Origin of the sequence: Streptomyces shenzhenensis, assembly GCF_021462265.1 — a bacterium.
Classification (GTDB): domain Bacteria; phylum Actinomycetota; class Actinomycetes; order Streptomycetales; family Streptomycetaceae; genus Streptomyces; species Streptomyces shenzhenensis.
Genome location: NZ_JAJONF010000022.1, coordinates 48100 through 70578, shown reverse-complemented (window position 1 = coordinate 70578; position 22479 = coordinate 48100). Strand labels below are relative to the sequence as shown.

At 70.8% G+C, this 22479-nt stretch carries 21 protein-coding genes; 20 read left to right on the top strand and 1 reads right to left on the bottom strand.

Annotated elements, in window-relative coordinates; genetic code table 11:
• Positions 1-357 precede the first annotated feature (357 nt).
• From LQ326_RS26425 to LQ326_RS26335, 20 genes are all read left to right on the top strand, one after another.
• Positions 358-2136 carry a DUF5941 domain-containing protein gene (locus tag LQ326_RS26425; protein WP_234540346.1) on the top strand — a complete coding sequence of 593 codons (1779 nt, stop codon included), beginning with the start codon at positions 358-360 and terminating at the stop codon, positions 2134-2136.
• Positions 2133-2885 (top strand): phosphocholine cytidylyltransferase family protein, encoded by a 753-nt coding sequence (locus LQ326_RS26420; protein ID WP_234540344.1) that lies wholly within the window; start codon positions 2133-2135, stop codon positions 2883-2885. Before LQ326_RS26425 ends, LQ326_RS26420 begins: the two co-directional genes overlap by 4 nt.
• Positions 2873-3934: an iron-containing alcohol dehydrogenase family protein gene (locus LQ326_RS26415; protein WP_234540342.1), complete on the top strand. Its 1062-nt coding sequence runs from the start codon at positions 2873-2875 to the stop codon at positions 3932-3934. Before LQ326_RS26420 ends, LQ326_RS26415 begins: the two co-directional genes overlap by 13 nt.
• 13 nt (positions 3935-3947) lie before the next feature.
• On the top strand, positions 3948-4691 hold the full coding sequence (locus LQ326_RS26410; RefSeq protein WP_234540340.1) for a CDP-alcohol phosphatidyltransferase family protein: 744 nt from the start codon (positions 3948-3950) through the stop codon (positions 4689-4691).
• On the top strand, positions 4688-5572 hold the full coding sequence (locus LQ326_RS26405; protein WP_234540338.1) for a glycosyltransferase family 2 protein: 885 nt from the start codon (positions 4688-4690) through the stop codon (positions 5570-5572). The genes LQ326_RS26410 and LQ326_RS26405 overlap by 4 nt, the downstream gene beginning before the upstream one ends.
• A gap of 173 nt (positions 5573-5745) precedes the next feature.
• A complete protein-coding gene (locus tag LQ326_RS26400) occupies positions 5746-6675 on the top strand; it encodes an ABC transporter permease (RefSeq protein ID WP_234540335.1) in 930 nt (309 codons plus the stop codon).
• Complete coding sequence (locus LQ326_RS26395) at positions 6668-7462, top strand: ABC transporter ATP-binding protein (protein WP_234540333.1); 795 nt, start codon at positions 6668-6670, stop codon at positions 7460-7462. Before LQ326_RS26400 ends, LQ326_RS26395 begins: the two co-directional genes overlap by 8 nt.
• 359 nt (positions 7463-7821) lie before the next feature.
• On the top strand, positions 7822-8724 hold the full coding sequence (gene hpnC, locus LQ326_RS26390) for a squalene synthase HpnC (RefSeq protein ID WP_234540330.1): 903 nt from the start codon (positions 7822-7824) through the stop codon (positions 8722-8724).
• Positions 8721-9674 (top strand): presqualene diphosphate synthase HpnD, encoded by a 954-nt coding sequence (gene hpnD / locus LQ326_RS26385; protein WP_234540328.1) that lies wholly within the window; start codon positions 8721-8723, stop codon positions 9672-9674. The genes hpnC and hpnD overlap by 4 nt, the downstream gene beginning before the upstream one ends.
• Entirely contained in the window at positions 9674-9814 is a 141-nt protein-coding gene (locus LQ326_RS48790) for a DUF6380 family protein (RefSeq protein WP_220213516.1), read from the top strand. Before hpnD ends, LQ326_RS48790 begins: the two co-directional genes overlap by 1 nt.
• On the top strand, positions 9811-11232 hold the full coding sequence (hpnE, locus tag LQ326_RS26380; RefSeq protein WP_234540326.1) for a hydroxysqualene dehydroxylase HpnE: 1422 nt from the start codon (positions 9811-9813) through the stop codon (positions 11230-11232). Before LQ326_RS48790 ends, hpnE begins: the two co-directional genes overlap by 4 nt.
• Entirely contained in the window at positions 11229-12359 is a 1131-nt protein-coding gene (locus tag LQ326_RS26375) for a polyprenyl synthetase family protein (protein ID WP_234540323.1), read from the top strand. Before hpnE ends, LQ326_RS26375 begins: the two co-directional genes overlap by 4 nt.
• A 117-nt stretch (positions 12360-12476) precedes the next feature.
• On the top strand, positions 12477-14468 hold the full coding sequence (gene shc, locus LQ326_RS26370; protein ID WP_234540321.1) for a squalene--hopene cyclase: 1992 nt from the start codon (positions 12477-12479) through the stop codon (positions 14466-14468).
• Complete coding sequence (locus tag LQ326_RS26365) at positions 14468-15109, top strand: phosphorylase family protein (protein ID WP_234540319.1); 642 nt, start codon at positions 14468-14470, stop codon at positions 15107-15109. The genes shc and LQ326_RS26365 overlap by 1 nt, the downstream gene beginning before the upstream one ends.
• Before the next feature lie 5 nt (positions 15110-15114).
• The gene (gene hpnH, locus LQ326_RS26360) at positions 15115-16137 is read left to right on the top strand and encodes an adenosyl-hopene transferase HpnH (RefSeq protein ID WP_181803030.1); all 1023 of its coding nucleotides are present in this window, start codon (positions 15115-15117) and stop codon (positions 16135-16137) included.
• 4 nt (positions 16138-16141) lie between these two features.
• Positions 16142-17299: a flavodoxin-dependent (E)-4-hydroxy-3-methylbut-2-enyl-diphosphate synthase gene (ispG, locus tag LQ326_RS26355; protein ID WP_234540317.1), complete on the top strand. Its 1158-nt coding sequence runs from the start codon at positions 16142-16144 to the stop codon at positions 17297-17299.
• 27 nt (positions 17300-17326) lie between these two features.
• On the top strand, positions 17327-19348 hold the full coding sequence (dxs, locus tag LQ326_RS26350) for a 1-deoxy-D-xylulose-5-phosphate synthase (RefSeq protein WP_234540315.1): 2022 nt from the start codon (positions 17327-17329) through the stop codon (positions 19346-19348).
• Positions 19345-20730 (top strand): aspartate aminotransferase family protein, encoded by a 1386-nt coding sequence (locus LQ326_RS26345; protein WP_234540313.1) that lies wholly within the window; start codon positions 19345-19347, stop codon positions 20728-20730. The genes dxs and LQ326_RS26345 overlap by 4 nt, the downstream gene beginning before the upstream one ends.
• A 71-nt stretch (positions 20731-20801) precedes the next feature.
• Complete coding sequence (locus tag LQ326_RS26340; RefSeq protein WP_234540311.1) at positions 20802-21428, top strand: helix-turn-helix domain-containing protein; 627 nt, start codon at positions 20802-20804, stop codon at positions 21426-21428.
• Complete coding sequence (locus LQ326_RS26335) at positions 21425-21547, top strand: DUF6126 family protein (RefSeq protein ID WP_234540309.1); 123 nt, start codon at positions 21425-21427, stop codon at positions 21545-21547. The genes LQ326_RS26340 and LQ326_RS26335 overlap by 4 nt, the downstream gene beginning before the upstream one ends.
• 3 nt (positions 21548-21550) lie before the next feature.
• Here the strand turns inward: LQ326_RS26335 and LQ326_RS26330 are convergent, their stop codons facing one another.
• The gene (locus LQ326_RS26330) at positions 21551-22348 is read right to left on the bottom strand and encodes a tyrosine-protein phosphatase (protein WP_234540307.1); all 798 of its coding nucleotides are present in this window, start codon (positions 22346-22348) and stop codon (positions 21551-21553) included.
• Positions 22349-22479: the final 131 nt, after the last annotated feature.

The window sequence follows — 22479 nt, the reverse complement described above, 5'->3', positions numbered from 1 at the left end:
ACCGTTGTCATGTGCCTTGACCTGCGGAAACGAACCGCAGGTCAGGGCAGCCTCAGTTGCCTTCCGTGAGGGGGCGCTGTATAGGCGGCCGGCCGGAGGGGGATGCGCCGCCACGGACCGGTGTCCTCAATGCCCGTTGTGGGAGCGCGGTTTGTCGGCCGGGGCCTGGATCACGGATGATGATCTCGGCAACGGCCGGGGCAGAGCGGGCCGACCGTGCCGTGAACGGCCGGTGAACAAGCGGTCCTCACCATCCGATAACCTCTGCCGAATGCCGTCAGGGGGCCGTCAGGCACCCCCCGCCCCACCACGCAGCAGACCGGCGTCCGTACGCCGGCACCCAGGGAGTGAGTTCGGTTGTCGACCGCCATCGTCACCGGTCCGCCGGTGCCCGGATCGTCACTGGAGAGCGATCTGCGGGCGCTCGGCTTCGAGGTGCGCGCGGCGTCGGACACCGCCGAGACCCAGGCGCTGCTCGCGGCCGTACCCGCCGACCGGCGCGTCGCCGTCGTCGACGCCCGCTTCGTCGGCCATGTGCACGCCCTGCGGCTCGGCCTCACCGACCCCCGCTTCCCGCTCGCCGCGATACCCGGCGCCGTCACCGCCCAGCCCGCCGGCCGGCCGGCCCTGAGCCAGGCGCTGGCCCGGCAGGCAGCCGCGGGCGGCAGCACCGACCTCGCGGTCGACAACCTCGTCACCGCCCTGGACGCCGACGTCCACCGCCCCGAGCTGGGCAGCCTGGTCGCCGCCGTCCCCGCCGACCCGCAGGCCCGCAACGAGGCACGGCAGGCCGTGGCCACCGTCGACGACGAGGCCGTACGCCTGAAGTCGGCCGTGAAGTCCCGGGACGGCTTCTTCACCACCTTCTTCATCAGCCCGTACTCGCGGTACCTCGCCCGCTGGTGCGCCCGGCGCGGCCTGACCCCCAACCAGGTCACCACCGCCTCCCTGCTCACCGCCCTGATCGCGGCGAGCTGCGCGGCCACCGGTACGCGGATCGGCTTCGTCGCCGCCGGCGCCCTGCTGATCTGCTCGTTCGTCCTGGACTGCACCGACGGCCAGCTCGCCCGCTACTCCCTGCAGTACTCCACGCTCGGCGCGTGGCTGGACGCCACCTTCGACCGGGCCAAGGAGTACGCCTACTACGCGGGCCTCGCCCTCGGCGCCGCCCGCGGCGGGGGGCATGACGACGTATGGGCCCTCGCCCTCGGCGCGATGATCCTGCAGACCTGCCGGCACGTGGTCGACTTCTCCTTCAACGAGGCCAACCAGGACGCCACCGCCAACACCAGCCCCACCGCCGCGCTCTCCGACAGGCTGGACAGCGTCGGCTGGACGGTCTGGGTGCGCCGGATGATAGTGCTGCCCATCGGCGAGCGATGGGCACTGATAGCCGTCCTGACGGCGGCCACGACCCCGCGGATCACCTTCTACGTGCTGCTGGCCGGCTGCGCCTTCGCAGCGACCTACACCACGGCGGGACGGGTGCTGCGGTCGCTGACCCGCAGAGCCGGGCGCACCGACCGGGCCGCGAAGGCGCTGGCGGACCTGGCGGACAACGGTCCGCTGGCGGAGCTGAGCGCGCGCGTCCTGCGCCGGGCCTCCAAGCTGCCGGCGGTTCTGTGGACGGCCGCCGGGTCCGCACTCCTGCTTCTCGCGGCGGCGATCGACGGGCCGGGTCCGTCGCTCGTCGGGTCTGCCGTCGTCTACGTCCTGATCTCCTCCGAAGCGGTCGTGAAGCCGCTCAAGGGCGCCCTCGACTGGCTGGTCCCGCCCTTCCTGCGCGCCGCCGAGTACGGCACCGTGCTCGTCCTCGCAAGTAAAGCCGGGGTAAACGGAGCCCTTCCTGCGGCTTTCGGTCTGGTGGCTGCCGTCGCCTACCATCACTACGACACGGTGTACCGCATCCGCGGGAACGCCGGAGCGCCGCCGGTCTGGCTGGTCCGCGCCATCGGGGGGCAGGAAGGGCGCGTGCTGCTGGTCAGCGTCCTGGCCACGGTGCTCACCGCCGCGCAGTTCAAGGTCGCGCTCACGGTCCTCGCCGTGGCCGTGGCCGGGCTGGTGCTTATCGAGAGCATCCGCTTCTGGGTGTCCGCAGGGGCGCCCGCCGTACACGACGAAGGAGAACCCGCATGATCGGCCTCGTGCTGGCGGCCGGCGCCGGCCGGCGTCTGCGCCCCTACACCGACAGCCTGCCCAAGGCGCTGGTGCCGGTGGGGCCTGCCGGGATAGAGGACTCGATCACGGTGCTCGACCTGACCCTCGCCAACTTCGCGGAGATCGGCCTGACCGAGGTCGCCGTCATCGTCGGCTACCGCAAGGAGGCCGTCTACGAGCGCAAGGCGGCCCTGGAGGAGAAGTACGGCCTCAAGCTCACCCTCATCGACAACGACAAGGCCGAGGAGTGGAACAACGCCTACTCCCTGTGGTGCGGGCGTGACGCTCTCAAGGACGGCGTGATCCTCGCCAACGGCGACACCGTGCACCCGGTCTCCGTCGAGAAGACGCTGCTCGCCGCCCGCGGCGACGGCAGGCGGATCATCCTCGCCCTGGACACCGTCAAGTCCCTCGCGGACGAGGAGATGAAGGTCGTCGCCGATGCCGACAAGGGCATGACGAAGATCACCAAGCTGATGGACCCCGCCGAGGCCACCGGTGAGTACATCGGCGTCACCCTCATCGAGGGCGACGCGGCCCCCGAGCTCGCCGACGCGCTGAAGACGGTCTGGGAGACCGACCCGCAGCAGTTCTACGAGCACGGCTACCAGGAACTGGTCAACCGCGGCTTCCGGATCGACGTGGCGCCCATCGGCGACGTCCAGTGGGTCGAGATCGACAACCACGCCGATCTCGCCAGGGGACGGGAGATCGCGTGCCAGTACTGACCCGGCTGATCCCCTCGCCGGTCGTCGTGGACATCCGTCCGGGTGCCCTCGACGACCTCGGGGGCGTGCTCGCCGACGAGCGCATCTCGCACTCGGGGCGGCTCGCCGTCGCCGTCAGCGGCGGCTCCGGCTCGAAGCTGCGCGAGCGCCTCTCGCCGAGCCTGCCCGGCGCCACCTGGTACGAGGTGGGCGGCGGCACCCTCGACGACGCGATCCGGCTGGCCGGCGACATCAAGGCCGGCCGCTACGACGCGGTCGTCGGCCTCGGCGGCGGCAAGATCATCGACTGCGCCAAGTTCGCCGCGGCGCGGGTGGGCCTGCCGCTGGTCGCCGTGCCGACGAACCTCGCCCACGACGGCCTGTGCTCGCCGGTCGCCACCCTCGACAACGACGCGGGCCGCGGCTCCTACGGCGTGCCGAACCCGATCGCCGTCGTCATCGACCTCGACGTCATCCGCGAGGCACCGGCGCGCTTCGTGCGCTCCGGCATCGGAGACGCCGTCTCCAACATCTCGGCGATCGCGGACTGGGAGCTGTCCCACCGCGTCAACGGCGAGAAGATCGACGGTCTGGCGGCCGCCATGGCCCGGCAGGCCGGCGAGGCGGTACTGCGCCACCCCGGCGGCATCGGCGAGAACGACTTCCTCCAGGTCCTCGCCGAGGCGCTGGTGCTCAGCGGCATCGCCATGTCGGTGTCGGGCGACTCCCGTCCGTCCTCCGGCGCGTGCCACGAGATCAACCACGCCTTCGACCTGCTCTTCCCGAGGCGTGCCGCCAGCCACGGCGAGCAGTGCGGGCTGGGCGCGGCCTTCGCGATGTATCTGCGCGGAGCCCACGAACAGTCCGTGTACATGGCCGATGTGCTGCGCCGGCACGGTCTGCCGGTGCTGCCGGAGGAGATCGGCTTCACCGTGGACGAGTTCGTCCGGGTCGTGGAGTTCGCTCCGGAGACCCGGCCCGGCCGCTACACCATCCTCGAACACCTCGACCTCAAGACCCACCAGATCAAGGACTTCTACGTCGACTATGTCAAGGCCATCGGTAGCTGAACTCCGTCCGGTCGTGCACCCCGCTGGGGTCAAGGACCGGCGCAGCGGTGAGCACTGGATGGGACGCCTCTACATGCGTGAGGTGTCCCTGCGGGTGGACCGCTACCTGGTGAACACCAGGGTCACGCCCAACCAGCTCACGTATCTGATGACCGTCTTCGGCGTGCTCGCCGCCCCGGCACTGCTGGTGCCGGGGATCACGGGCGCCGTCCTCGGCGTGGTCTGCGTCCAGATGTACCTGCTGCTGGACTGCGTGGACGGCGAGGTCGCCCGCTGGAAGCAGCAGTACTCGCTGGGCGGGGTCTATCTGGACCGGGTCGGGGCGTACCTCACCGACGCGGCCGTCCTGGTCGGGCTCGGGCTGCGCGCCGCCGACCTGTTCGGCAGCGGCCGTATCGACTGGCTGTGGGCCTTCCTCGGTACCCTGGCCGCGCTCGGCGCCATCCTGATCAAGGCCGAGACCGACCTGGTCGGCGTCGCCCGCCACCAGGCAGGCCTTCCGGTGGTCAAGGAGGCCGCCGCCGAGATGCGCTCCTCCGGCATGGCGCTGGCCCGCCGGGCCGCCGCCCTGCTCCGGTTCCACCGGCTGATCCTCGGCATCGAGGCCTCCCTGCTGATCCTGCTGCTGGCGATCGTCGACCACGTCCGCGGCGACCTCTTCTTCACCCGCCTCGGCACCGCCGTGCTGGCCGGCATCGCGCTGCTCCAGACCCTGCTGCACCTGGTCTCGGTCCTCGCGTCGAGCAGGCTGCGGTGAGCGGCGGACCGAAGGTCGGCGCGGTCGTCATCACCATGGGCAACCGCCCCGACGAACTGCGCGCCCTCCTCGACTCGGTCGCCAAGCAGCACGGCGACCCGGTCGAGGTGGTCGTCGTCGGCAACGGCTCGCCCGTCCCGGAGGTGCCCGACGGCGTCCGCACCCTGGAACTGCCCGAGAACCTCGGCATCCCCGGCGGGCGCAACGTCGGCATAGAGGCCTTCGGCCCGAGCGGCCGCGACGTCGACATATTGCTCTTCCTCGACGACGACGGCCTGCTCGCCGGGCACGACACCGCCGAGCTGTGCCGCGAGGCCTTCACGGCCGACCCGAGGCTCGGCATCATCAGCTTCCGCATCGCCGACCCGGAGACCGGGCAGACGCAGCGCCGGCACGTGCCGCGGTTGCGGGCCTCCGACCCGATGCGCTCCTCCCGCGTCACCACCTTCCTCGGCGGCGCCAACGCCGTCCGCACCCAGGTCCTCGCCGAGGTCGGCGGCCTGCCGGACGAGTTCTTCTACGCCCACGAGGAGACCGACCTGGCCTGGCGGGCCCTGGACGCCGGCTGGATGATCGACTACCGCTCCGACATGGTGCTGTTCCACCCCACGACCGCCCCCTCCCGGCACGCGGTCTACCACCGGATGGTCGCCCGCAACCGGGTCTGGCTCGCCCGCCGCAACCTGCCGGCCCTCCTGGTCCCGGTCTACCTCGGGGTGTGGATGCTGCTCACCCTGGTCCGCCGCCCGTCCCGGCCGGCCCTGTACGCCTGGTTCGCCGGTTTCCGGGAGGGCTGGACCACCCCCTGCGGACCCCGCCGCCCGATGCGCTGGCGGACCGTGTGGAAACTCACGCGACTGGGCCGCCCTCCGGTGATCTGACAAGCTCGAAGGCGTGTGTCCGCGCGCTACGGCGTGCGGACACGCCACGGAACTGACGCGCACGGCACGTCCACGTCCCCGGAAATGTGTCTGATGGCGCAGACGTGTCGCGCCTAGTAGCACAATTCCGTAAGACGAACGTAAGACGCATCCGAAAACGAAGGCTTCCACCCTTGAGTGAGACAACGCATGACGGCGGCATCGCGGTGAGCGCGGTGCCGTCCGCCGACGAGGGCCTCACGGCGGCGCAACTCGCCGCCAGGTACGGGCTCGCGGTGAGCGGCGCACGCCCCTCGCTGCCCGAGTACGTACGCCAGCTCTGGGGCCGGCGCCACTTCATCCTGGCCTTCTCGCAGGCGAAACTCACCGCCCAGTACAGCCAGGCCAAGCTCGGCCAGCTCTGGCAGGTGGCCACGCCGCTGCTGAACGCTGCCGTGTACTACTTCATCTTCGGAGTCATCCTGCACGCCAGCCGCGGCATGTCGCAGGACGTCTACATTCCGTTCCTGGTCACCGGCGTGTTCACCTTCACGTTCACGCAGAGCTCGATCATGACGGGCGTGCGCGCGATCTCCGGCAACCTCGGTCTGGTGCGTGCGCTGCATTTCCCGCGCGCCTCGCTGCCGATCTCCTTCGCGCTCCAGCAGCTCCAGCAGCTGCTGTTCTCGATGATCGTGATGGTCGCGGTGGTGGTCGGGTTCGGCAGCCGCCCGGGCCTGTCCTGGGCGCTGGTCGTCCCGATCCTGCTCCTGCTGTTCCTCTTCAACACCGGCCTGGCCCTGGTCGTGGCCCGGCTGGGCGCCAAGACGCCGGACCTCGCCCAGCTGCTGCCGTTCGTCCTGCGCACCTGGATGTACATGTCCGGTGTGATGTTCTCGATCAGCAAGATGATGGAGGGCCGGCCGGAGTGGGCGCGCACGCTCTTCCAGGTGAACCCCGCCACCGTCTACATGGACCTGATGCGCTTCGCCCTCATCGACGGCTACGGCGCCTCGAACCTCCCGCCGCACGTCTGGGCCGTCGCCCTGTCCTGGGCCGTGGTCGTGTTCGCCGGCGGTTTCGTGTACTTCTGGAAGGCGGAGGAGCGGTACGGCCGTGGCTGACCTCAACGACGTGGAGCAGAACCCCGGGGAGCGGATCCCCACCGTCATCGCGGAGGACGTGCACATCGTCTACCGGGTCAACGGTGCCAAGACCGGCAAGGGCAGCGCGACGGCCGCCCTGAGCCGCATCTTCAAGCGCGGCGACGACCGGGGCGTCCGCAAGGTGCACGCGGTGCGCGGCGTCTCCTTCGTCGCCTACCGCGGCGAGGCGATCGGCCTGATCGGCTCCAACGGTTCCGGCAAGTCCACCCTGCTGCGCGCCATCGCCGGCCTGCTGCCCGCCGAGAAGGGCAGGGTCTACACCAACGGCCAGCCCTCGCTGCTCGGCGTCAACGCTGCCCTGATGAACGACCTCACGGGCGAGCGCAACGTCATCCTGGGCGGCCTGGCCATGGGCATGACCCGGGACGAGATAAAGGCCCGCTATCAGGAGATCGTCGATTTCTCCGGCATCAACGACAAGGGCGACTTCATCACCCTCCCGATGCGCACCTACTCCTCCGGCATGGCGGCCCGGCTGCGGTTCTCCATCGCGGCCGCCAAGGACCACGACGTCCTCATGATCGACGAGGCGCTGGCCACCGGTGACGCGGCCTTCCGCAGGCGTTCCGAGGACCGGATCCGCGAATTGCGTGAGCACGCGGGCACGGTGTTTCTGGTCAGTCACAACAACAAGTCGATCCGCGACACCTGCGACCGTGTCCTGTGGCTGGAGCGCGGTGAGCTGCGCATGGACGGCCCGACCGAAGAGGTGCTCAAGGAGTACGAGAAGTTCACGGGCAAGTAGCGCGGACTGGCAGGGGCCCCGCCGGAACCTTTCCGGCGGGGCCCCGCGTCTGCAAAGGAAACGTCAACTCCGGCTTGTCTTAGGAATCTTGAAGCCAATCGGTGTGTTGTTGTGATCTGCGGGACACCCCGACGAACCTCGATGCGTTGTACAACGTAAGCTGTACCGGTCCCGGAAAGCGGCAAGTGGGGCGATAATGCGCGACACCCTCTGCCGGGCCGCCTCGCGGATTGCCGGGCGGCGTGTCCGAAATAGTGTGTATTGGGTCGGCAGTGTAGAACGGGAGATGTGACGGCAATGGCTACGGAAACTCCCCAGCTCAACGCAGGCCGCGCCGTCCCCGCCCCGGGCAGCGAACGGTGACCGCGGCCGCCTCGGCGCGCACCGGGGACCCGGAGCGCGGCACCCTGGACAAGGCCGCGGACGAGAACTTCCCCGTGGCCCCCTTCTTCCTGCCCAGAGCCTGGCGCGACGACCTGATGGCGGTGTACGGCTTCGCCCGGCTCGTCGACGACATCGGCGACGGCGACCTGGCCCCCGGCGGCGCCGACGCCCGCCTGCTCGGGGTGTCGCCGGCCGATGCCGACAACCGCCTGGTCCTGCTTGACGCCTTCGAGGCCGACCTGCGCCGCGTCTTCGACGGCACTGCGCACCACCCCCTGCTGCGCCGCCTGCAGCCCCTGGTCCGCCGTCACTCCCTCACCCCCGAGCCGTTCCTGGGCCTGATCGCCGCCAACCGCCAGGACCAGCTCGTCAAGCGGTACGAGACCTACGACGACCTCCTCGCCTACTGCGAGCTGTCCGCCAACCCCGTCGGCCGCCTGGTCCTCGCCGTCACCGGCACCTCGACCGCCGACCGGATCCGGCTCTCCGACTCGATCTGCACCGCACTGCAGATCGTCGAACACCTCCAGGACGTGGCCGAGGACCTGGGCCGCGACCGGATCTATCTGCCCGCCGAGGACATGAAGCGCTTTCACGTCCAGGAGGCGGATCTCGCCAGGAAAACCACGGGCGCATCGGTGCGTGCACTGGTTGCATACGAAGCACAACGCGCCCGCGATCTCCTGAATGAAGGCGCCCCCCTTGTGGGTAGCGTCCACGGCAGGTTGAAGCTGCTGCTCGCGGGGTTCGTGGCGGGGGGAAGGGCGGCGGTCCACGCGATCGCCGCCGCCGAATACGACGTACTTCCCGGCCCGCCCAAGCCCGGCAAGGGCCGGTTGCTGCGTGAGGTGGGCGTGACTCTGCGAGGAGAGGGGTGATCCGGACCGTGGACTCTCCCACACACGTGTCCGCGCCGGTACTCGCCGCCTACAGCTACTGTGAGACGGTCACCGGACAGCAGGCACGGAACTTCGCCTACGGCATCAGGCTGCTGCCGGCGCCCAAGCGGCGCGCCATGTCGGCGCTCTACGCCTTCTCCCGGCGTGTCGACGACATCGGCGACGGCGAGCTGGCCGGCGAGGTGAAGACAGCCCGCCTGGAGGACACCCGGGCGCTGCTCGCCCGGATCCAGGACGGCGCGGTCGCCGAGGACGACACCGACCCGGTCGCGGTCGCCCTCGCGCATGCCGCCCAGGTCTTCCCGATCCCGCTGGGCGGCCTGGACGAGCTGATCGACGGTGTCCTGATGGACGTCCGCGGCGAGACCTACGAGACCTGGGACGACCTCAAGGTCTACTGCCGCTGCGTGGCCGGCGCCATCGGCCGGCTCTCGCTCGGCGTGTTCGGCACGGAACCGGGGGCACGCGGCGCCGAGCGCGCGCCGGAGTACGCCGACACGCTCGGGCTCGCGCTCCAGCTCACCAACATCCTCAGGGACGTCCGCGAGGACGCCGGCAACGGCCGTACCTATCTGCCCTCCGATGACCTCGCCAAGTTCGGCTGCTCGGCCGGATTCCACGGGCCGACCCCGCCGGCGGGCTCCGACTTCGCGGGCCTCGTGCACTTCGAAGTACGGCGCGCCCGAGCCCTTTTCACCGAGGGGTACCGCCTGCTGCCCATGCTGGACCGGCGCAGCGGCGCCTGTGTCGCCGCCATGGCCGGCATCTACCGCCGTCTGCTCGACCGCATCGAGCGCGAACCGGAGGCCGTGCTGCGCGGCCGGGTCTCGCTGCCCGGACGCGAGAAGGCGTACGTCGCGGTGCGCGGTCTGTCCGGGCTCGACACGCGGCGCCACACCTCCCGTCTGGCCGTCAGGAGGCGCGCCTGATGGACACAGTGGGCCAGGGCGACGCGACCGGAGAGAAACGGCAGGCAACCCTCCGGCACGACATGGCGTCCCTGACTGCGACGGCCCGACCTGCCCCGTTCCACCGGCACGGCGGGCAGGCAGGAAAGGCGGCACGATGAGCGACGGCACGCGATCCGAACGGACGCACGACGACCTCCCGTCCGGGCGCACCGCCGTCGTGATCGGCGGCGGCCTCGCCGGTATCACGGCCGCGCTCGCGCTCGCCGACGCGGGCGTCCACGTCACCCTTCTCGAAGGCAGGCCGAGGCTCGGCGGGCTCGCCTTCTCCTTCCAGCGCGGCGACCTGACCGTGGACAACGGCCAGCACGTGTACCTGCGTTGCTGCACCGCCTACCGCTGGTTCCTCGACCGCATCGAGGGTGCGGCGCTGGCACCGCTGCAGGACCGCCTCGACGTGCCCGTGCTCGACCTCGCCAAGCCGGAGGGGCGGCGCCTGGGCAGGCTGCGGCGCGACCCGCTGCCCGTCCCCCTTCACCTGGGGCGCAGCCTGGCCGCCTATCCGCACCTCTCGCTCGCCGAGCGGGTCAGGGTCGGGCGTGCCGCGCTCGCGCTCAAGGGGCTCGACCTCGCCGATCCGAGCCTGGACACACAGGACTTCGGCAGCTGGCTGGCCGCCCACGGCCAGTCCGCGCGTGCCGTCGAGGCCCTGTGGGACCTGGTCGGGGTCGCCACCCTCAACGCGGTCGCGGGCGACGCCTCGCTGGGGCTCGCCGCGATGGTGTTCAAGACCGGTCTGCTGTCCGACCCGGGAGCGGCCGACATCGGCTGGGCCCATGTGCCGCTGGGCGAACTGCACGACCGGCTGGCCCGCAAGGCGCTCGACTCCGCGGGCGTGCGTACCGAGGTCCGTACACGCGTCACCTCCGTCTCCACCAACAAGAACGGAACTTGGGGCGTTCAGGTTCCCGGCGAGACACTCACCGCGGACGCCGTCGTGCTCGCCGTCGCCCAGCGCGAGGCGTACGACCTGCTGCCGGCCGGTGCCCTCGACGCCCCGCAGAACCTGCTGGAGATCGGCACCGCGCCGATCCTCAACGTCCATGTGGTCTACGACCGTACGGTGCTCACCAAGCCGTTCTTCGCGGCCCTCGGCTCCCCGGTGCAGTGGGTGTTCGACCGCACCCAGGCCTCGGGGCTGCGCTCGGGCCAGTACCTCGCGCTGTCCCAGTCGGCCGCCCAGGACGAGATCGACACCCCCGTGGCCGACCTGCGCGAGCGCTATCTGCCCGAGCTGGAACGGCTGTTGCCCGGTGCGCGCGGCGCCGGGGTGCGGGACTTCTTCGTGACCCGGGAGCGCACCGCGACGTTCGCCCCCACCCCCGGCGTCGGGCGGCTGCGGCCCGGCGCCCGTACCAAGGCATCCGGCCTCTACCTGGCCGGAGCGTGGACCGCCACCGGGTGGCCCGCGACCATGGAGAGTGCGGTCCGCAGCGGTGTCAGCGCGGCCGATGCCGCGTTGTGCACTCTGGGCCGGCCCCGCCCCCGTCACCTCTTCGAGTTCGAGGAGGCGGCGTGACGCTCGATCAGCAGGCGGCAGGCCCCCGCACCCCCGGTACCGCAACAAGAGGAGAAACTGTGCCCACTGTGCCCCCGGCCGAGACGGCTGCCGACGCGGTGGACGTGACCGCGCTCCTGGAGCGCGGCCGGACCCTTGCCACACCGGTACTGCGGGCGGCCGTCGACCGCCTGGCACCTCCCATGGACACCGTTGCCGCCTACCACTTCGGCTGGATCGACGCCGCGGGCAACCCCGCCGACGGCGACGGCGGCAAGGCCGTACGGCCCGCGCTCGCCGTGCTCTCCGCCGAGGTCACCGGTGCCGCCCCCGAGGTCGGCATCCCCGGCGCCGTCGCCGTCGAACTCGTCCACAACTTCTCCCTGCTGCACGACGACCTGATGGACGGCGACGAACAGCGCCGGCACCGCGACACCGTCTGGAAGGTGCACGGCCCCGCCCAGGCCATCCTGGTCGGCGACGCCCTGTTCGCCCTCGCCAACGAGGTCCTCCTCGAACTCGGCACCGTCGAGGCCGGCCGGGCCACCCGCCGGCTCACCACCGCCACCCGCGCCCTGATCGACGGCCAGGCCCAGGACATCTCCTACGAGCACCGCGACCGCGTCAGCGTCGAGGAGTGCCTGGAGATGGAGGGCAACAAGACCGGCGCGCTGCTGGCCGCCTCCAGCTCCATCGGCGCGGTGCTGGGCGGCGCCGACGACCGTACCGCCGACACCCTGGAGAAGTACGGCTACCACCTCGGCCTCGCCTTCCAGGCCGTCGACGACCTGCTCGGCATCTGGGGCGATCCGGAGTCCACCGGCAAGCAGACCTGGAGCGACCTGCGCCAGCGCAAGAAGTCCCTGCCCGTCGTCGCCGCCCTCGCCGCGGGCGGGCCCGCCTCCGAGCAGCTCGGCGAGATCCTCGCGGCCGACGCCAAGAGCAGCGACTTCGAGAACTTCTCCGAGGAGGAGTTCGCGGCCCGCGCCGCCCTCATCGAGGAGGCCGGCGGCCGCGAGTGGACCGCCGAAGAGGCGCGCCGTCAGCACACCATCGCCATCGAAGCCCTCCACGCCGTCGACATGCCCGCCCAGGTCCGGGCCCGGTTCACGGCGCTGGCGGACTTCGTCGTCGTACGAAAGAGATGATCATTATCGGTCGAACAACCCTCGCGTAGTCGCCGGCCGGTGCGAACGCGCAGCCAGCACCGGCCGACGGCGGACCCACAGCAGAACGATTTCGTACGACTGCACGAAGGGGAAGCCATGACAGCGACGACCGACGGAAGCACCGGGGCCGCCCCGCCGCCCCGGGCCGACTCGGCCAGCACCGAACTCACCACCCCCGTGGCGGCCGGGGTGCAAGAAGCCGCCGAACGCGCCGTGCGGCGTGCCACCGCCCATCTGCTCGCGCGGCAGGACGCGCAGGGCTGGTGGAAGGGCGACCTGGAGACCAACGTCACCATGGACGCCGAGGACCTGCTGCTCCGTCAGTTCCTGGGCATCCGCGACGAGTCGACGACCGCGGCCGCCGCGCTCTTCATCCGGGGCGAGCAGCGCGAGGACGGCACCTGGGCCACCTTCTACGGCGGCCCGGGCGAACTCTCCACCACCATCGAGGCGTACGTCGCGCTGCGGCTGGCCGGGGACGCGCCGGACGCGCCCCACATGGCGAAGGCGTCGGCCTGGGTCCGCGAGCGCGGCGGGATCGCCGCCGCCCGCGTCTTCACCCGGATCTGGCTGGCCCTGTTCGGCTGGTGGAAGTGGGAGGACCTGCCCGAACTCCCGCCGGAGCTCCTGTACTTCCCCAAGTGGTTCCCGCTCAGCATCTACAACTTCGGCCAGTGGGCCCGGCAGACCATCGTGCCGCTCACCGTGGTCTCGGCCAAGCGACCGGTGCGCCCCGCCCCTTTCGCGCTGGACGAACTCCACACCGACCCGGCGCATCCGAACCCGCCCCAGCCGCTTGCCCCGGTGGCGAGCTGGGAGGGCGTCTTCCAGCGGCTCGACAAGGTTGTCCGCGGCTACCGCAAGGTCGCGCTGCGCCGGCTGCGCGGCTCCGCGCTGAACTCCGCCGCCCGCTGGATCGTCGAGCGCCAGGAGAACGACGGCGCGTGGGGCGGCATCCAGCCCCCGGCCGTGTACTCGGTGATCGCCCTGTACCTGCTCGGCTACGACCTCGAACACCCCGTGATGCGCGCGGGACTCGAGTCGCTGGATCGATACGCCGTGTGGCGCGCGGACGGCTCCAGGATGATCGAGGCCTGCCAGTCGCCGGTGTGGGACACCTGCCTTGCGACCATCGCCCTCGCCGACGCCGGGCTGCCCGCCGACCACCCGCAGCTCGTCAAGGCCGCCGACTGGATGCTTGCCGAACAGATCGTGCGGCCCGGCGACTGGGCCGTGAAGCGCCCCCAACTGCCGCCGGGCGGCTGGGCGTTCGAGTTCCACAACGACAACTACCCCGACATCGACGACACCGCCGAGGTCGTCCTCGCCCTGCGCCGGGTCCGGCACCACGACCCGGAGCGGATGGAGAAGGCCATCGGGCGCGGGGTGCGCTGGAACCTCGGCATGCAGTCGAAGAACGGGGCGTGGGGGGCCTTCGACGTCGACAACACCAGCCCGTTCCCCAACCGGCTGCCGTTCTGCGACTTCGGCGAGGTCATCGACCCGCCGTCGGCCGACGTCACCGCGCACGTCGTGGAGATGCTCGCCTTCGAGGGCATGTCCCACGACCCGCGCACCCGGCGCGGCGTCGAGTGGCTGCTCGCCGAACAGGAGCCCAACGGCTCGTGGTTCGGGCGCTGGGGCGTCAACTACGTGTACGGCACCGGGTCGGTGGTACCCGCGCTCACGGCGGCCGGCCTGCCGGCCTCGCATCCGGCGATCCGGCGCGCGGTGAGCTGGCTGGAGCAGGTCCAGAACGAGGACGGCGGCTGGGGTGAGGATCTGCGCTCCTACAAGTACGCGGACGACTGGAGCGGGCGCGGCGTCTCCACGGCCTCCCAGACGGCGTGGGCGCTGATGGCGCTGCTCGCCGCGGGGGAGAAGGAGTCCAAAGCCGTCGAGCGGGGCGTCAGGTGGCTCGCCGAGACGCAGGCGGAGGACGGCTCCTGGGACGAGCCGTACTTCACCGGCACCGGCTTCCCCTGGGACTTCTCCATCAACTACCACCTCTACCGGCAGGTCTTCCCGCTCACCGCCCTCGGCCGCTACGTCCACGGCGAGCCCACCCCCGAGGCCGAGGGGGACTGATGAACACCACGCCCGCGCCGGCCCCGCTGCTGATCGCCTGCGCACTCGGCATCGAGCACCTCGCCCTGCGCGCCGGCGAAAGGGGCGGCTCGGGCGGGCCGGTCACCGTGCTGCGTACGGGCATGGGGCCCAAAGCGGCGGAGCGGTCCGTCACCCGGGTCCTGGCCGACCCGGCGCTCGCCGCCGCCGCGGTCCTGGCGACGGGCTTCTGCGCGGGACTCGCCCCCGGCATGCACCCCGGCGACCTGGTCGTCGCCGAGGAGACCCGGGACCCCCGCGGCAGCGTCCCGTGCGTGGGCACCGAACTCCTGGTGAAAGAACTCGTCCGGACCCTGCCCGGCCGCACCGTCCACACCGGCCCCCTCACCGGCTCCGATCATGTCGTCCGCGGTCACGAGCGATCAGACCTGCTCGCGACCGGCGCGATCGCGGTCGACATGGAATCGGCGGCCACGCTCCTGAGCGCCGTCCGCGCGGGCGACCGCCCGGTCGCGGCCGTACGAGTGGTCGTGGACGCCCCTGAACACGAACTCGTCCGGATCGGCACGGTGCGCGGTGGGATATCTGCTTTCCGCGTTCTTCGATCCGTTCTTCCTGCTTTCTTCGAATGGCACCGTTCTTTGCTGCTCCCCCGGAGGTGAGCCAGATGGCCATGCCGCTGCGTCAGTCGATCAAGGTCGCTACTTACTTGGCCGAACAGAAGCTCCGCAAGCGGGACAAGTTCCCGCTGATCGTGGAGCTTGAACCCCTCTTCGCGTGCAACCTGAAATGTGAGGGCTGCGGCAAGATCCAGCATCCGGCGGGGGTGCTCAAGCAGCGTATGCCCGTCGCCCAGGCGGTCGGTGCGGTGCTGGAGTCCGGTGCCCCGATGGTCTCCATCGCGGGCGGCGAGCCGCTGATGCATCCTCAGATCGACGAGATCGTGCGGCAGTTGGTGGCGAAGCGGAAGTACGTCTTCCTGTGCACCAACGCGATGCTGCTGCGCAAGAAGATGGACAAGTTCACGCCCTCGCCCTACTTCGCCTTCGCGGTGCACATCGACGGGCTGCGCGAGCGGCACGACGAGTCCGTTGCGAAGGAAGGGGTGTTCGACGAGGCGGTGGAGGCCATCAAGGAAGCCAAGCGGCGCGGCTTCCGGGTGACCACCAACTCGACCTTCTTCAACACGGACACCCCCCAGACCATCATCGAGGTGCTCAACTTCCTCAACGACGACCTGAAGGTCGACGAGATGATGATCTCGCCCGCCTACGCCTACGAGAAGGCCCCCGACCAGGAGCACTTCCTCGGCGTGGAGCAGACCCGCGAACTCTTCAAGAAGGCCTTCGCGGGCGGCAACCGGAAGAAGTGGCGGCTCAACCACTCCCCGCTCTTCCTGGACTTCCTGGAGGGCAAGGTCGACTTCCCGTGCACGGCCTGGGCGATCCCGAACTACTCGCTCTTCGGCTGGCAGCGCCCCTGCTACCTGATGAGTGACGGATACGTGCCGACGTACCGCGAACTCATCGAGAAGACCGACTGGGACAAGTACGGCCGCGGCAAGGACCCGCGCTGTGCCAACTGCATGGCGCACTGCGGCTACGAGCCCACCGCCGTCCTCGCCACCATGGGTTCGCTCAAGGAGTCCCTGCGCGCGATGCGCGAGACGGTCTCCGGGAACCGGGAGTGACGGCATGACCGCGATCCCCCTGGGCCTCCCCGAGGTCCCGGCCCGGCCGATCGCCGAACGGCGGGTCTCCCGGCAGATCCACGTCGGGCCCGTCGCCGTCGGCGGTGGCGCTCCGGTGTCGGTGCAGTCGATGACCACCACCCGCACCTCGGACATCGGTGCCACCCTCCAGCAGATCGCCGAACTCACCGCGTCCGGCTGCCAGATCGTCCGCGTCGCCTGCCCCACGCAGGAGGACGCGGACGCCCTGGCGACGATCGCGCGGAAGTCCCAGATCCCGGTGATCGCCGACATCCACTTCCAGCCCAAGTACGTCTTCGCGGCCATCGAGGCCGGCTGCGCGGCGGTCCGCGTGAACCCCGGCAACATCAAGCAGTTCGACGACCAGGTGAAGCAGATCGCACGGGCCGCCGGGGACCGCGGCACGCCGATCCGTATCGGGGTCAACGCCGGCTCGCTCGATCGCCGGCTGCTCCAGAAGTACGGGAAGGCGACGCCCGAGGCGCTTGTGGAGAGTGCGCTGTGGGAGGCCTCGCTCTTCGAGGAGCACGACTTCCGGGACATCAAGATCTCCGTCAAGCACAACGACCCGGTCGTGATGATCGAGGCGTACCGGCAGCTCGCCGCCCAGTGCGACTACCCGCTGCACCTCGGGGTCACGGAGGCCGGCCCGGCGTTCCAGGGCACGGTCAAGTCGGCGGTCGCCTTCGGAGCATTGCTGTCCCAGGGCATCGGTGACACGATCCGCGTCTCGCTGTCCGCCCCGCCGGCCGAGGAGGTCAAGGTCGGCATCCAGATCCTGGAGTCGCTGAACCTGAGGCAGCGGCGCCTGGAGATCGTCTCCTGCCCGTCCTGCGGTCGCGCCCAGGTCGACGTCTACAAGCTGGCGGACGAGGTGACGGCCGGCCTGGAGGGCATGGAGGTGCCGCTGCGGGTCGCCGTCATGGGATGCGTGGTCAACGGCCCCGGCGAGGCGCGGGAGGCCGACCTGGGGGTGGCCTCCGGCAATGGCAAGGGGCAGATCTTCGTCAAGGGCGAGGTCATCAAGACCGTGCCCGAGTCGAAGATCGTGGAGACCCTCATCGAGGAAGCGATGAAGATCGCCGAGCAGATGGAGCAGGACGGCGCCGGGTCCGGAGCACCCGCCGTCACGGTGAGCTGAACAGCACGGACCGAGAGGGGGCCGAGCGTGACGATTCTGGAGACCATCCGGGGACCACGCGACCTGAAGGCGCTGTCCGAGGCGGAACTCGGCGAACTGTCCGAAGAAATACGCGAGTTCCTGGTGCACGCGGTCGCCAGGACCGGTGGTCACCTCGGGCCCAACCTGGGCGTCGTGGAACTGACCGTCGCACTGCACCGGGTCTTCGAGTCCCCGGCCGACCGCATCCTGTGGGACACCGGCCACCAGAGTTACGTCCACAAGCTGCTGACCGGCCGTCAGGACTTCTCCAAGCTGCGCGGCAAGGGCGGCCTGTCCGGATACCCCTCGCGCGAGGAGTCCGAGCACGACGTCATCGAGAACAGCCATGCCTCCACCGCGCTCGGCTGGGCCGACGGCCTTGCCAAGGCCCGCCAGGTGCAGGGGGAGAAGGGCCATGTCGTCGCGGTGATCGGCGACGGCGCGCTGACCGGCGGGATGGCCTGGGAGGCGCTCAACAACATCGCGGCGGCGAAGGACCGGCCGCTGATCATCGTCGTCAACGACAACGAGCGGTCCTACGCGCCCACCATCGGGGGCCTCGCCAACCACCTCGCCACGCTGCGCACCACCGACGGCTACGAGAGGATGCTGGCCTGGGGCAAGGGCGTCCTGCTGCGCACGCCGGTCATCGGCAGCACCATCTACGAGTCCCTGCACGGCGCCAAGAAGGGTTTCAAGGACGCGTTCGCCCCGCAGGGCATGTTCGAGGACCTGGGCCTCAAGTACGTCGGCCCGATCGACGGCCACGACATCAGGGCGGTCGAGTCGGCCCTGCGGCGCGCGAAACGCTTCCACGGGCCGGTGCTGGTGCACTGCCTCACGGAGAAGGGCCGCGGCTACGAGCCCGCCCTCGCCCACGAGGAGGACCACTTCCACACCGTCGGCGTCATGGACCCGCTCACCTGCGAGCCGCTCGCGCCGTCCAACGGGCCGTCCTGGACCTCGGTGTTCGGCGACGAGATCGTCCGGATCGGCGAGGAGCGGGACGACGTCGTGGCGATCACCGCGGCCATGCTGCACCCGGTCGGCCTCGGCAAGTTCGCCGAGCGCTTCCCGGACCGGGTCTGGGACGTCGGCATCGCCGAGCAGCACGCGGCCGTCTCGGCGGCCGGCCTCGCGACCGGCGGGCTGCACCCGGTCGTCGCCGTCTACGCCACCTTCCTGAACCGCGCGTTCGACCAGTTGCTGATGGACGTGGCGCTGCACCGCTGCGGGGTGACGTTCGTCCTGGACCGGGCGGGTGTGACCGGCGTCGACGGCGCATCACACAACGGTATGTGGGACATGTCGGTGCTCCAGGTCGTCCCTGGCCTCAGGATCGCCGCCCCGCGCGACGCCGAACAGCTGCGGCTCCAGCTGCGCGAGGCCGTCGCCGTGGACGACGCGCCGACGCTGGTGCGGTTCCCGAAGGAGTCGGTGGGCCCGGAGATCCCGGCGGTCGACCGGGTCGGCGGGATCGACGTCCTGCACCGTGGGGAGGACCCGCGGGTGCTGCTGGTCGCGGTCGGCGTGATGGCGCCGGTGTGCCTCCAGGCCGCGGAGCTGCTGGCCGCCCGGGGCATCAGCTGCACGGTGGCGGACCCGCGCTGGGTCAAACCCGTCGATCCCGCGCTGCCGGCCCTGGCGGCCCGGCACGAGCTGGTGGCCGTCGTCGAGGACAACAGCAGGGCGGCCGGTGTCGGCGCGGCGGTCGCGCTCGCGCTCGGTGACGCGGAAGTGGACGTGCCGGTGCGGAGGTTCGGGATTCCGGAGCAGTTCCTGGCGCATGCCAAGCGGGGGGAGGTGCTGGCCGACATCGGGTTGACGCCGGTGGAGATCGCGGGGCGGATCGGGTCCAGCCTCGCGGTGCGGGGGGACGGCAGCGCCTACGGGGGCGCCGCAGGGGGTCGTTCGGCGGGTGCGGCGCCGTCCGCGCTGGTCGCGCCCCGCCGCGGCAGCCGCACATCGATGCGCCCCGCGCCCCTTCGGGGCGCTGACGCCGAGGGTGCTGACAAGGAGAGGCAATGACTACGGAGTTCGACCTCGGGGCGCTGCTCGCCGAGCGTGGCGGGGAGCGGTACGAGCTGCATGGCAAGTACCTCAACCACCAGCTTCCGCGCATGCTGCACACCATCGGCTTCGACAAGGTCTACGAGCGGGCCGAGGGTGCCCACTTCTGGGACGCGGACGGCAACGACTACCTGGACATGCTCGCCGGGTTCGGGGTGATGGGGCTGGGCCGTCACCACCCCGTCGTCCGCAAGGCCCTGCACGACGTGCTGGACGCCCAGCTGGCCGACCTCACCCGCTTCGACTGCCAGCCGCTGCCCGGACTGCTCGCCGAACGGCTCCTCGCGCACAGCCCGCACCTGGACCGGGTGTTCTTCGGCAACAGCGGCACCGAGTCGGTCGAGACGGCTCTGAAGTTCGCCCGCTTCGCCACCGGCAGACCTCGTGTCCTCTACTGCGACCACGCCTTCCACGGCCTGACCACCGGCTCCCTGTCGGTCAACGGCGAGGCCGGCTTCCGGGACGGCTTCGCTCCGCTGCTTCCCGACACCGCGGTACCCCTCGGTGACCTCGACGCGCTCGCCCGCGAGCTGAGGAAGGGCGATGTCGCCGCCCTGATCGTCGAGCCGATCCAGGGCAAGGGCGTGCACGAGGCACCGCCCGGCTATCTGCGCGCCGCGCAGGAACTGCTGCACCGGCACAAGGCTCTGCTCATCGCCGACGAGGTGCAGACCGGCCTGGGCCGCACCGGCGACTTCTACGCCTACCAGCACGAGGAGGGCGTCGAGCCGGACCTGGTGTGCGTGGCGAAGGCGCTGTCCGGCGGGTACGTCCCGGTCGGCGCCACGCTCGGCAAGGACTGGATCTTCAAGAAGGTCTACTCCTCCATGGACCGGGTCCTGGTCCACTCGGCGAGCTTCGGTGCCAACGCCCAGGCCATGGCGGCCGGGCTCGCCGTCCTCTCCGTGATGGAGAACGACCAGATCGTCGCCAACTCCCGGGCCGTCGGGGAGCGGCTGAAGTCCCGGCTCGCCGCGCTGACCGAGAAGTACGAACTGCTCGCCGAGGTGCGCGGCCGGGGCCTGATGATCGGCATCGAGTTCGGCCGGCCCAGCTCACTGAAACTGCGCAGCCGCTGGACCATGCTCCAGGCCGCCCGCAAGGGCCTGTTCGCGCAGATGGTCGTCGTACCGCTGCTGCAACGGCACCGGATCCTCACCCAGGTCTCCGGCGACCACCTGGAGGTGATCAAGCTCATCCCGCCACTGATCGTCGACGAGGCCGACGTCGACCGTTTCGTGGACGCCTTCACCGATGTGATGGACGACGCGCACAGCGGCGGCGGCCTGATGTGGGACTTCGGCAAGACGCTCGTCAAGCAGGCGGTGGCCGGCCGCTAGGGCGGCACCCTGGACTTTGTCTCTGAGGCAAGGAAATTGCCAATGAGACAAAGTCGCGGCTCAATGGAGGCATGAGCTCCTCCGCGAACGAGCGGGCGGGCGGGAAGCCGGTCGATGACCTGCCCGCCGTCGCCCCGCAGCTGCGCGCCCTGCGCCGCCGCGCCGGCCTCACCCTGGAGGCCGCCGCCCGGGACGCCGGGCTGTCGCCCGCGCACCTGTCCCGGCTGGAGACCGGGCACCGGCAGCCCTCGCTGCCGATGCTGCTCGCCCTCGCGCGTATCTACGGTACGACGGTCTCGGACCTGCTCGGCGAGACCGTCGCCGACCGGGACGCGATCGTGCGCGCCGTTGACATGGATCCGACCCGGGCGGGCGGCTGGACGTACTGGCAGACCGGTGCCCCGGGCCGGGGCATGCAGGCGCTGCGCGTCCATGTGCCCCACGGTTCCCAGGGCGACATCGTGCGGGTGCATCCCGGCGAGGAGTGGCTGTACGTCCTGCGCGGGCGGCTCCGGCTGCGGCTCGGCGACACCACCCACGTGCTCGCGGCCGGCGACAGCGCGCACTTCGACTCCCTGACCCCGCACCGCCTCGCCGCCCAGGACGAGGACGGGGTCGAGCTCCTGTTCGTCCACACCCTGTTGCAGAGTCCCACGGCCGCCCTGTGCCTGGGACCGATCATTGGAGAGTTGCCATGACCAACATGGAGGAGAAGTTCCCGCGGGCCCTGTGGATCCGGCTGATCATCTACATCGCCGCCGGGCACGTCCTGGCAGCGTTCCTGTTCCTGCTGTTCTCCCTCGGCGCGAAGAGCTGAGCCTCAGCCGAGGAGCAGGCGCTCGCGCAGCCGCTCCCGGGTCTGTGGGGCCAGCCTGAGGCCCCGCTCCAGGTACGTGTCGACGTCGCCCCAGGTCTCCTCGATGCTCTCGAAGGCCGCCGTCAGGTACTCCACGCGGGCGTCGAACAGCGGGCTCAGCAGGTCCATCACCTCGGGGCTGTACGCGCCGTCACCGCCGCTGCGCCGCACCTTGTACCGGCGGTGCTTGGCGTTGGACTCCAGGTAGTCGGCGACGATCGCGTCCCGCTCCACGCCCACCGCGAGCAGCGTCACCGCTATGGAGACACCGGCCCGGTCCTTGCCGGCCGCGCAGTGCATCAGCGCCGGGACGCTGTCCTCGGCGAGCGCGTGCAGCACGTGCGAGTGCTCGCCGGTGCGCTCCTTGACGATCGCGCGGTAGGAGCTGACCATCCGGGCCGCGGCCTTGCCGTCGCCCAGGAGCCCGTGCAGCTGGTCGAGGTCGCCCTCACGGACCATCACCCAGAAGTCGGCGCCGTGCGCGGGGTCGGTCAGCGGCAGGTTCACGTTCCGCACGCCGGGCAGCTCGACGTCCGGGCCCTCCAGCTTCTGGTCGGCGGCGTTGCGGAAGTCGAAGATCGTGTGCAGGCCCAGCGAGGCGAGGAACTCCGCGTCCTGCTCCGTCGCGTGCGCCAGATGACCGCTGCGGAACAGCACACCCGGGCGCACCTGCCGCCCGTCGACGGTCGGCAGGCCACCCACGTCACGGAAGTTGCGCACCCCGGCCAGCTCGGGCTCGGTGGACGGGACCTGCTGCGTCACGGGGGCTCCTCCCGGTCGGCCCCGTCGGCGCGGCTCGTCAACGGGCACTGGCTCGACGATACGACATCGGTTTCCGCGGGCAGCGAGTTGTCCACAGGCGGCGCCTTGAGAGTCCGCAGCCCTTGCTTCCG

What these genes read in the sequence shown, in the direction of transcription:
- LQ326_RS26420 (WP_234540344.1), top strand. Translation starts at nt 2,133, where the DNA reads ATGATCGGCCTCGTGCTGGCGGCCGGCGCCGGCCGGCGTCTGCGCCCC.
- LQ326_RS48790 (WP_220213516.1), top strand. Translation starts at nt 9,674, where the DNA reads ATGGACACAGTGGGCCAGGGCGACGCGACCGGAGAGAAACGGCAGGCA.
- hpnE (WP_234540326.1), top strand. Translation starts at nt 9,811, where the DNA reads ATGAGCGACGGCACGCGATCCGAACGGACGCACGACGACCTCCCGTCC.
- shc (WP_234540321.1), top strand. Translation starts at nt 12,477, where the DNA reads ATGACAGCGACGACCGACGGAAGCACCGGGGCCGCCCCGCCGCCCCGG.
- LQ326_RS26365 (WP_234540319.1), top strand. Translation starts at nt 14,468, where the DNA reads ATGAACACCACGCCCGCGCCGGCCCCGCTGCTGATCGCCTGCGCACTC.
- hpnH (WP_181803030.1), top strand. Translation starts at nt 15,115, where the DNA reads ATGGCCATGCCGCTGCGTCAGTCGATCAAGGTCGCTACTTACTTGGCC.
- ispG (WP_234540317.1), top strand. Translation starts at nt 16,142, where the DNA reads ATGACCGCGATCCCCCTGGGCCTCCCCGAGGTCCCGGCCCGGCCGATC.
- LQ326_RS26345 (WP_234540313.1), top strand. Translation starts at nt 19,345, where the DNA reads ATGACTACGGAGTTCGACCTCGGGGCGCTGCTCGCCGAGCGTGGCGGG.
- LQ326_RS26340 (WP_234540311.1), top strand. Translation starts at nt 20,802, where the DNA reads ATGAGCTCCTCCGCGAACGAGCGGGCGGGCGGGAAGCCGGTCGATGAC.
- LQ326_RS26335 (WP_234540309.1), top strand. Translation starts at nt 21,425, where the DNA reads ATGACCAACATGGAGGAGAAGTTCCCGCGGGCCCTGTGGATCCGGCTG.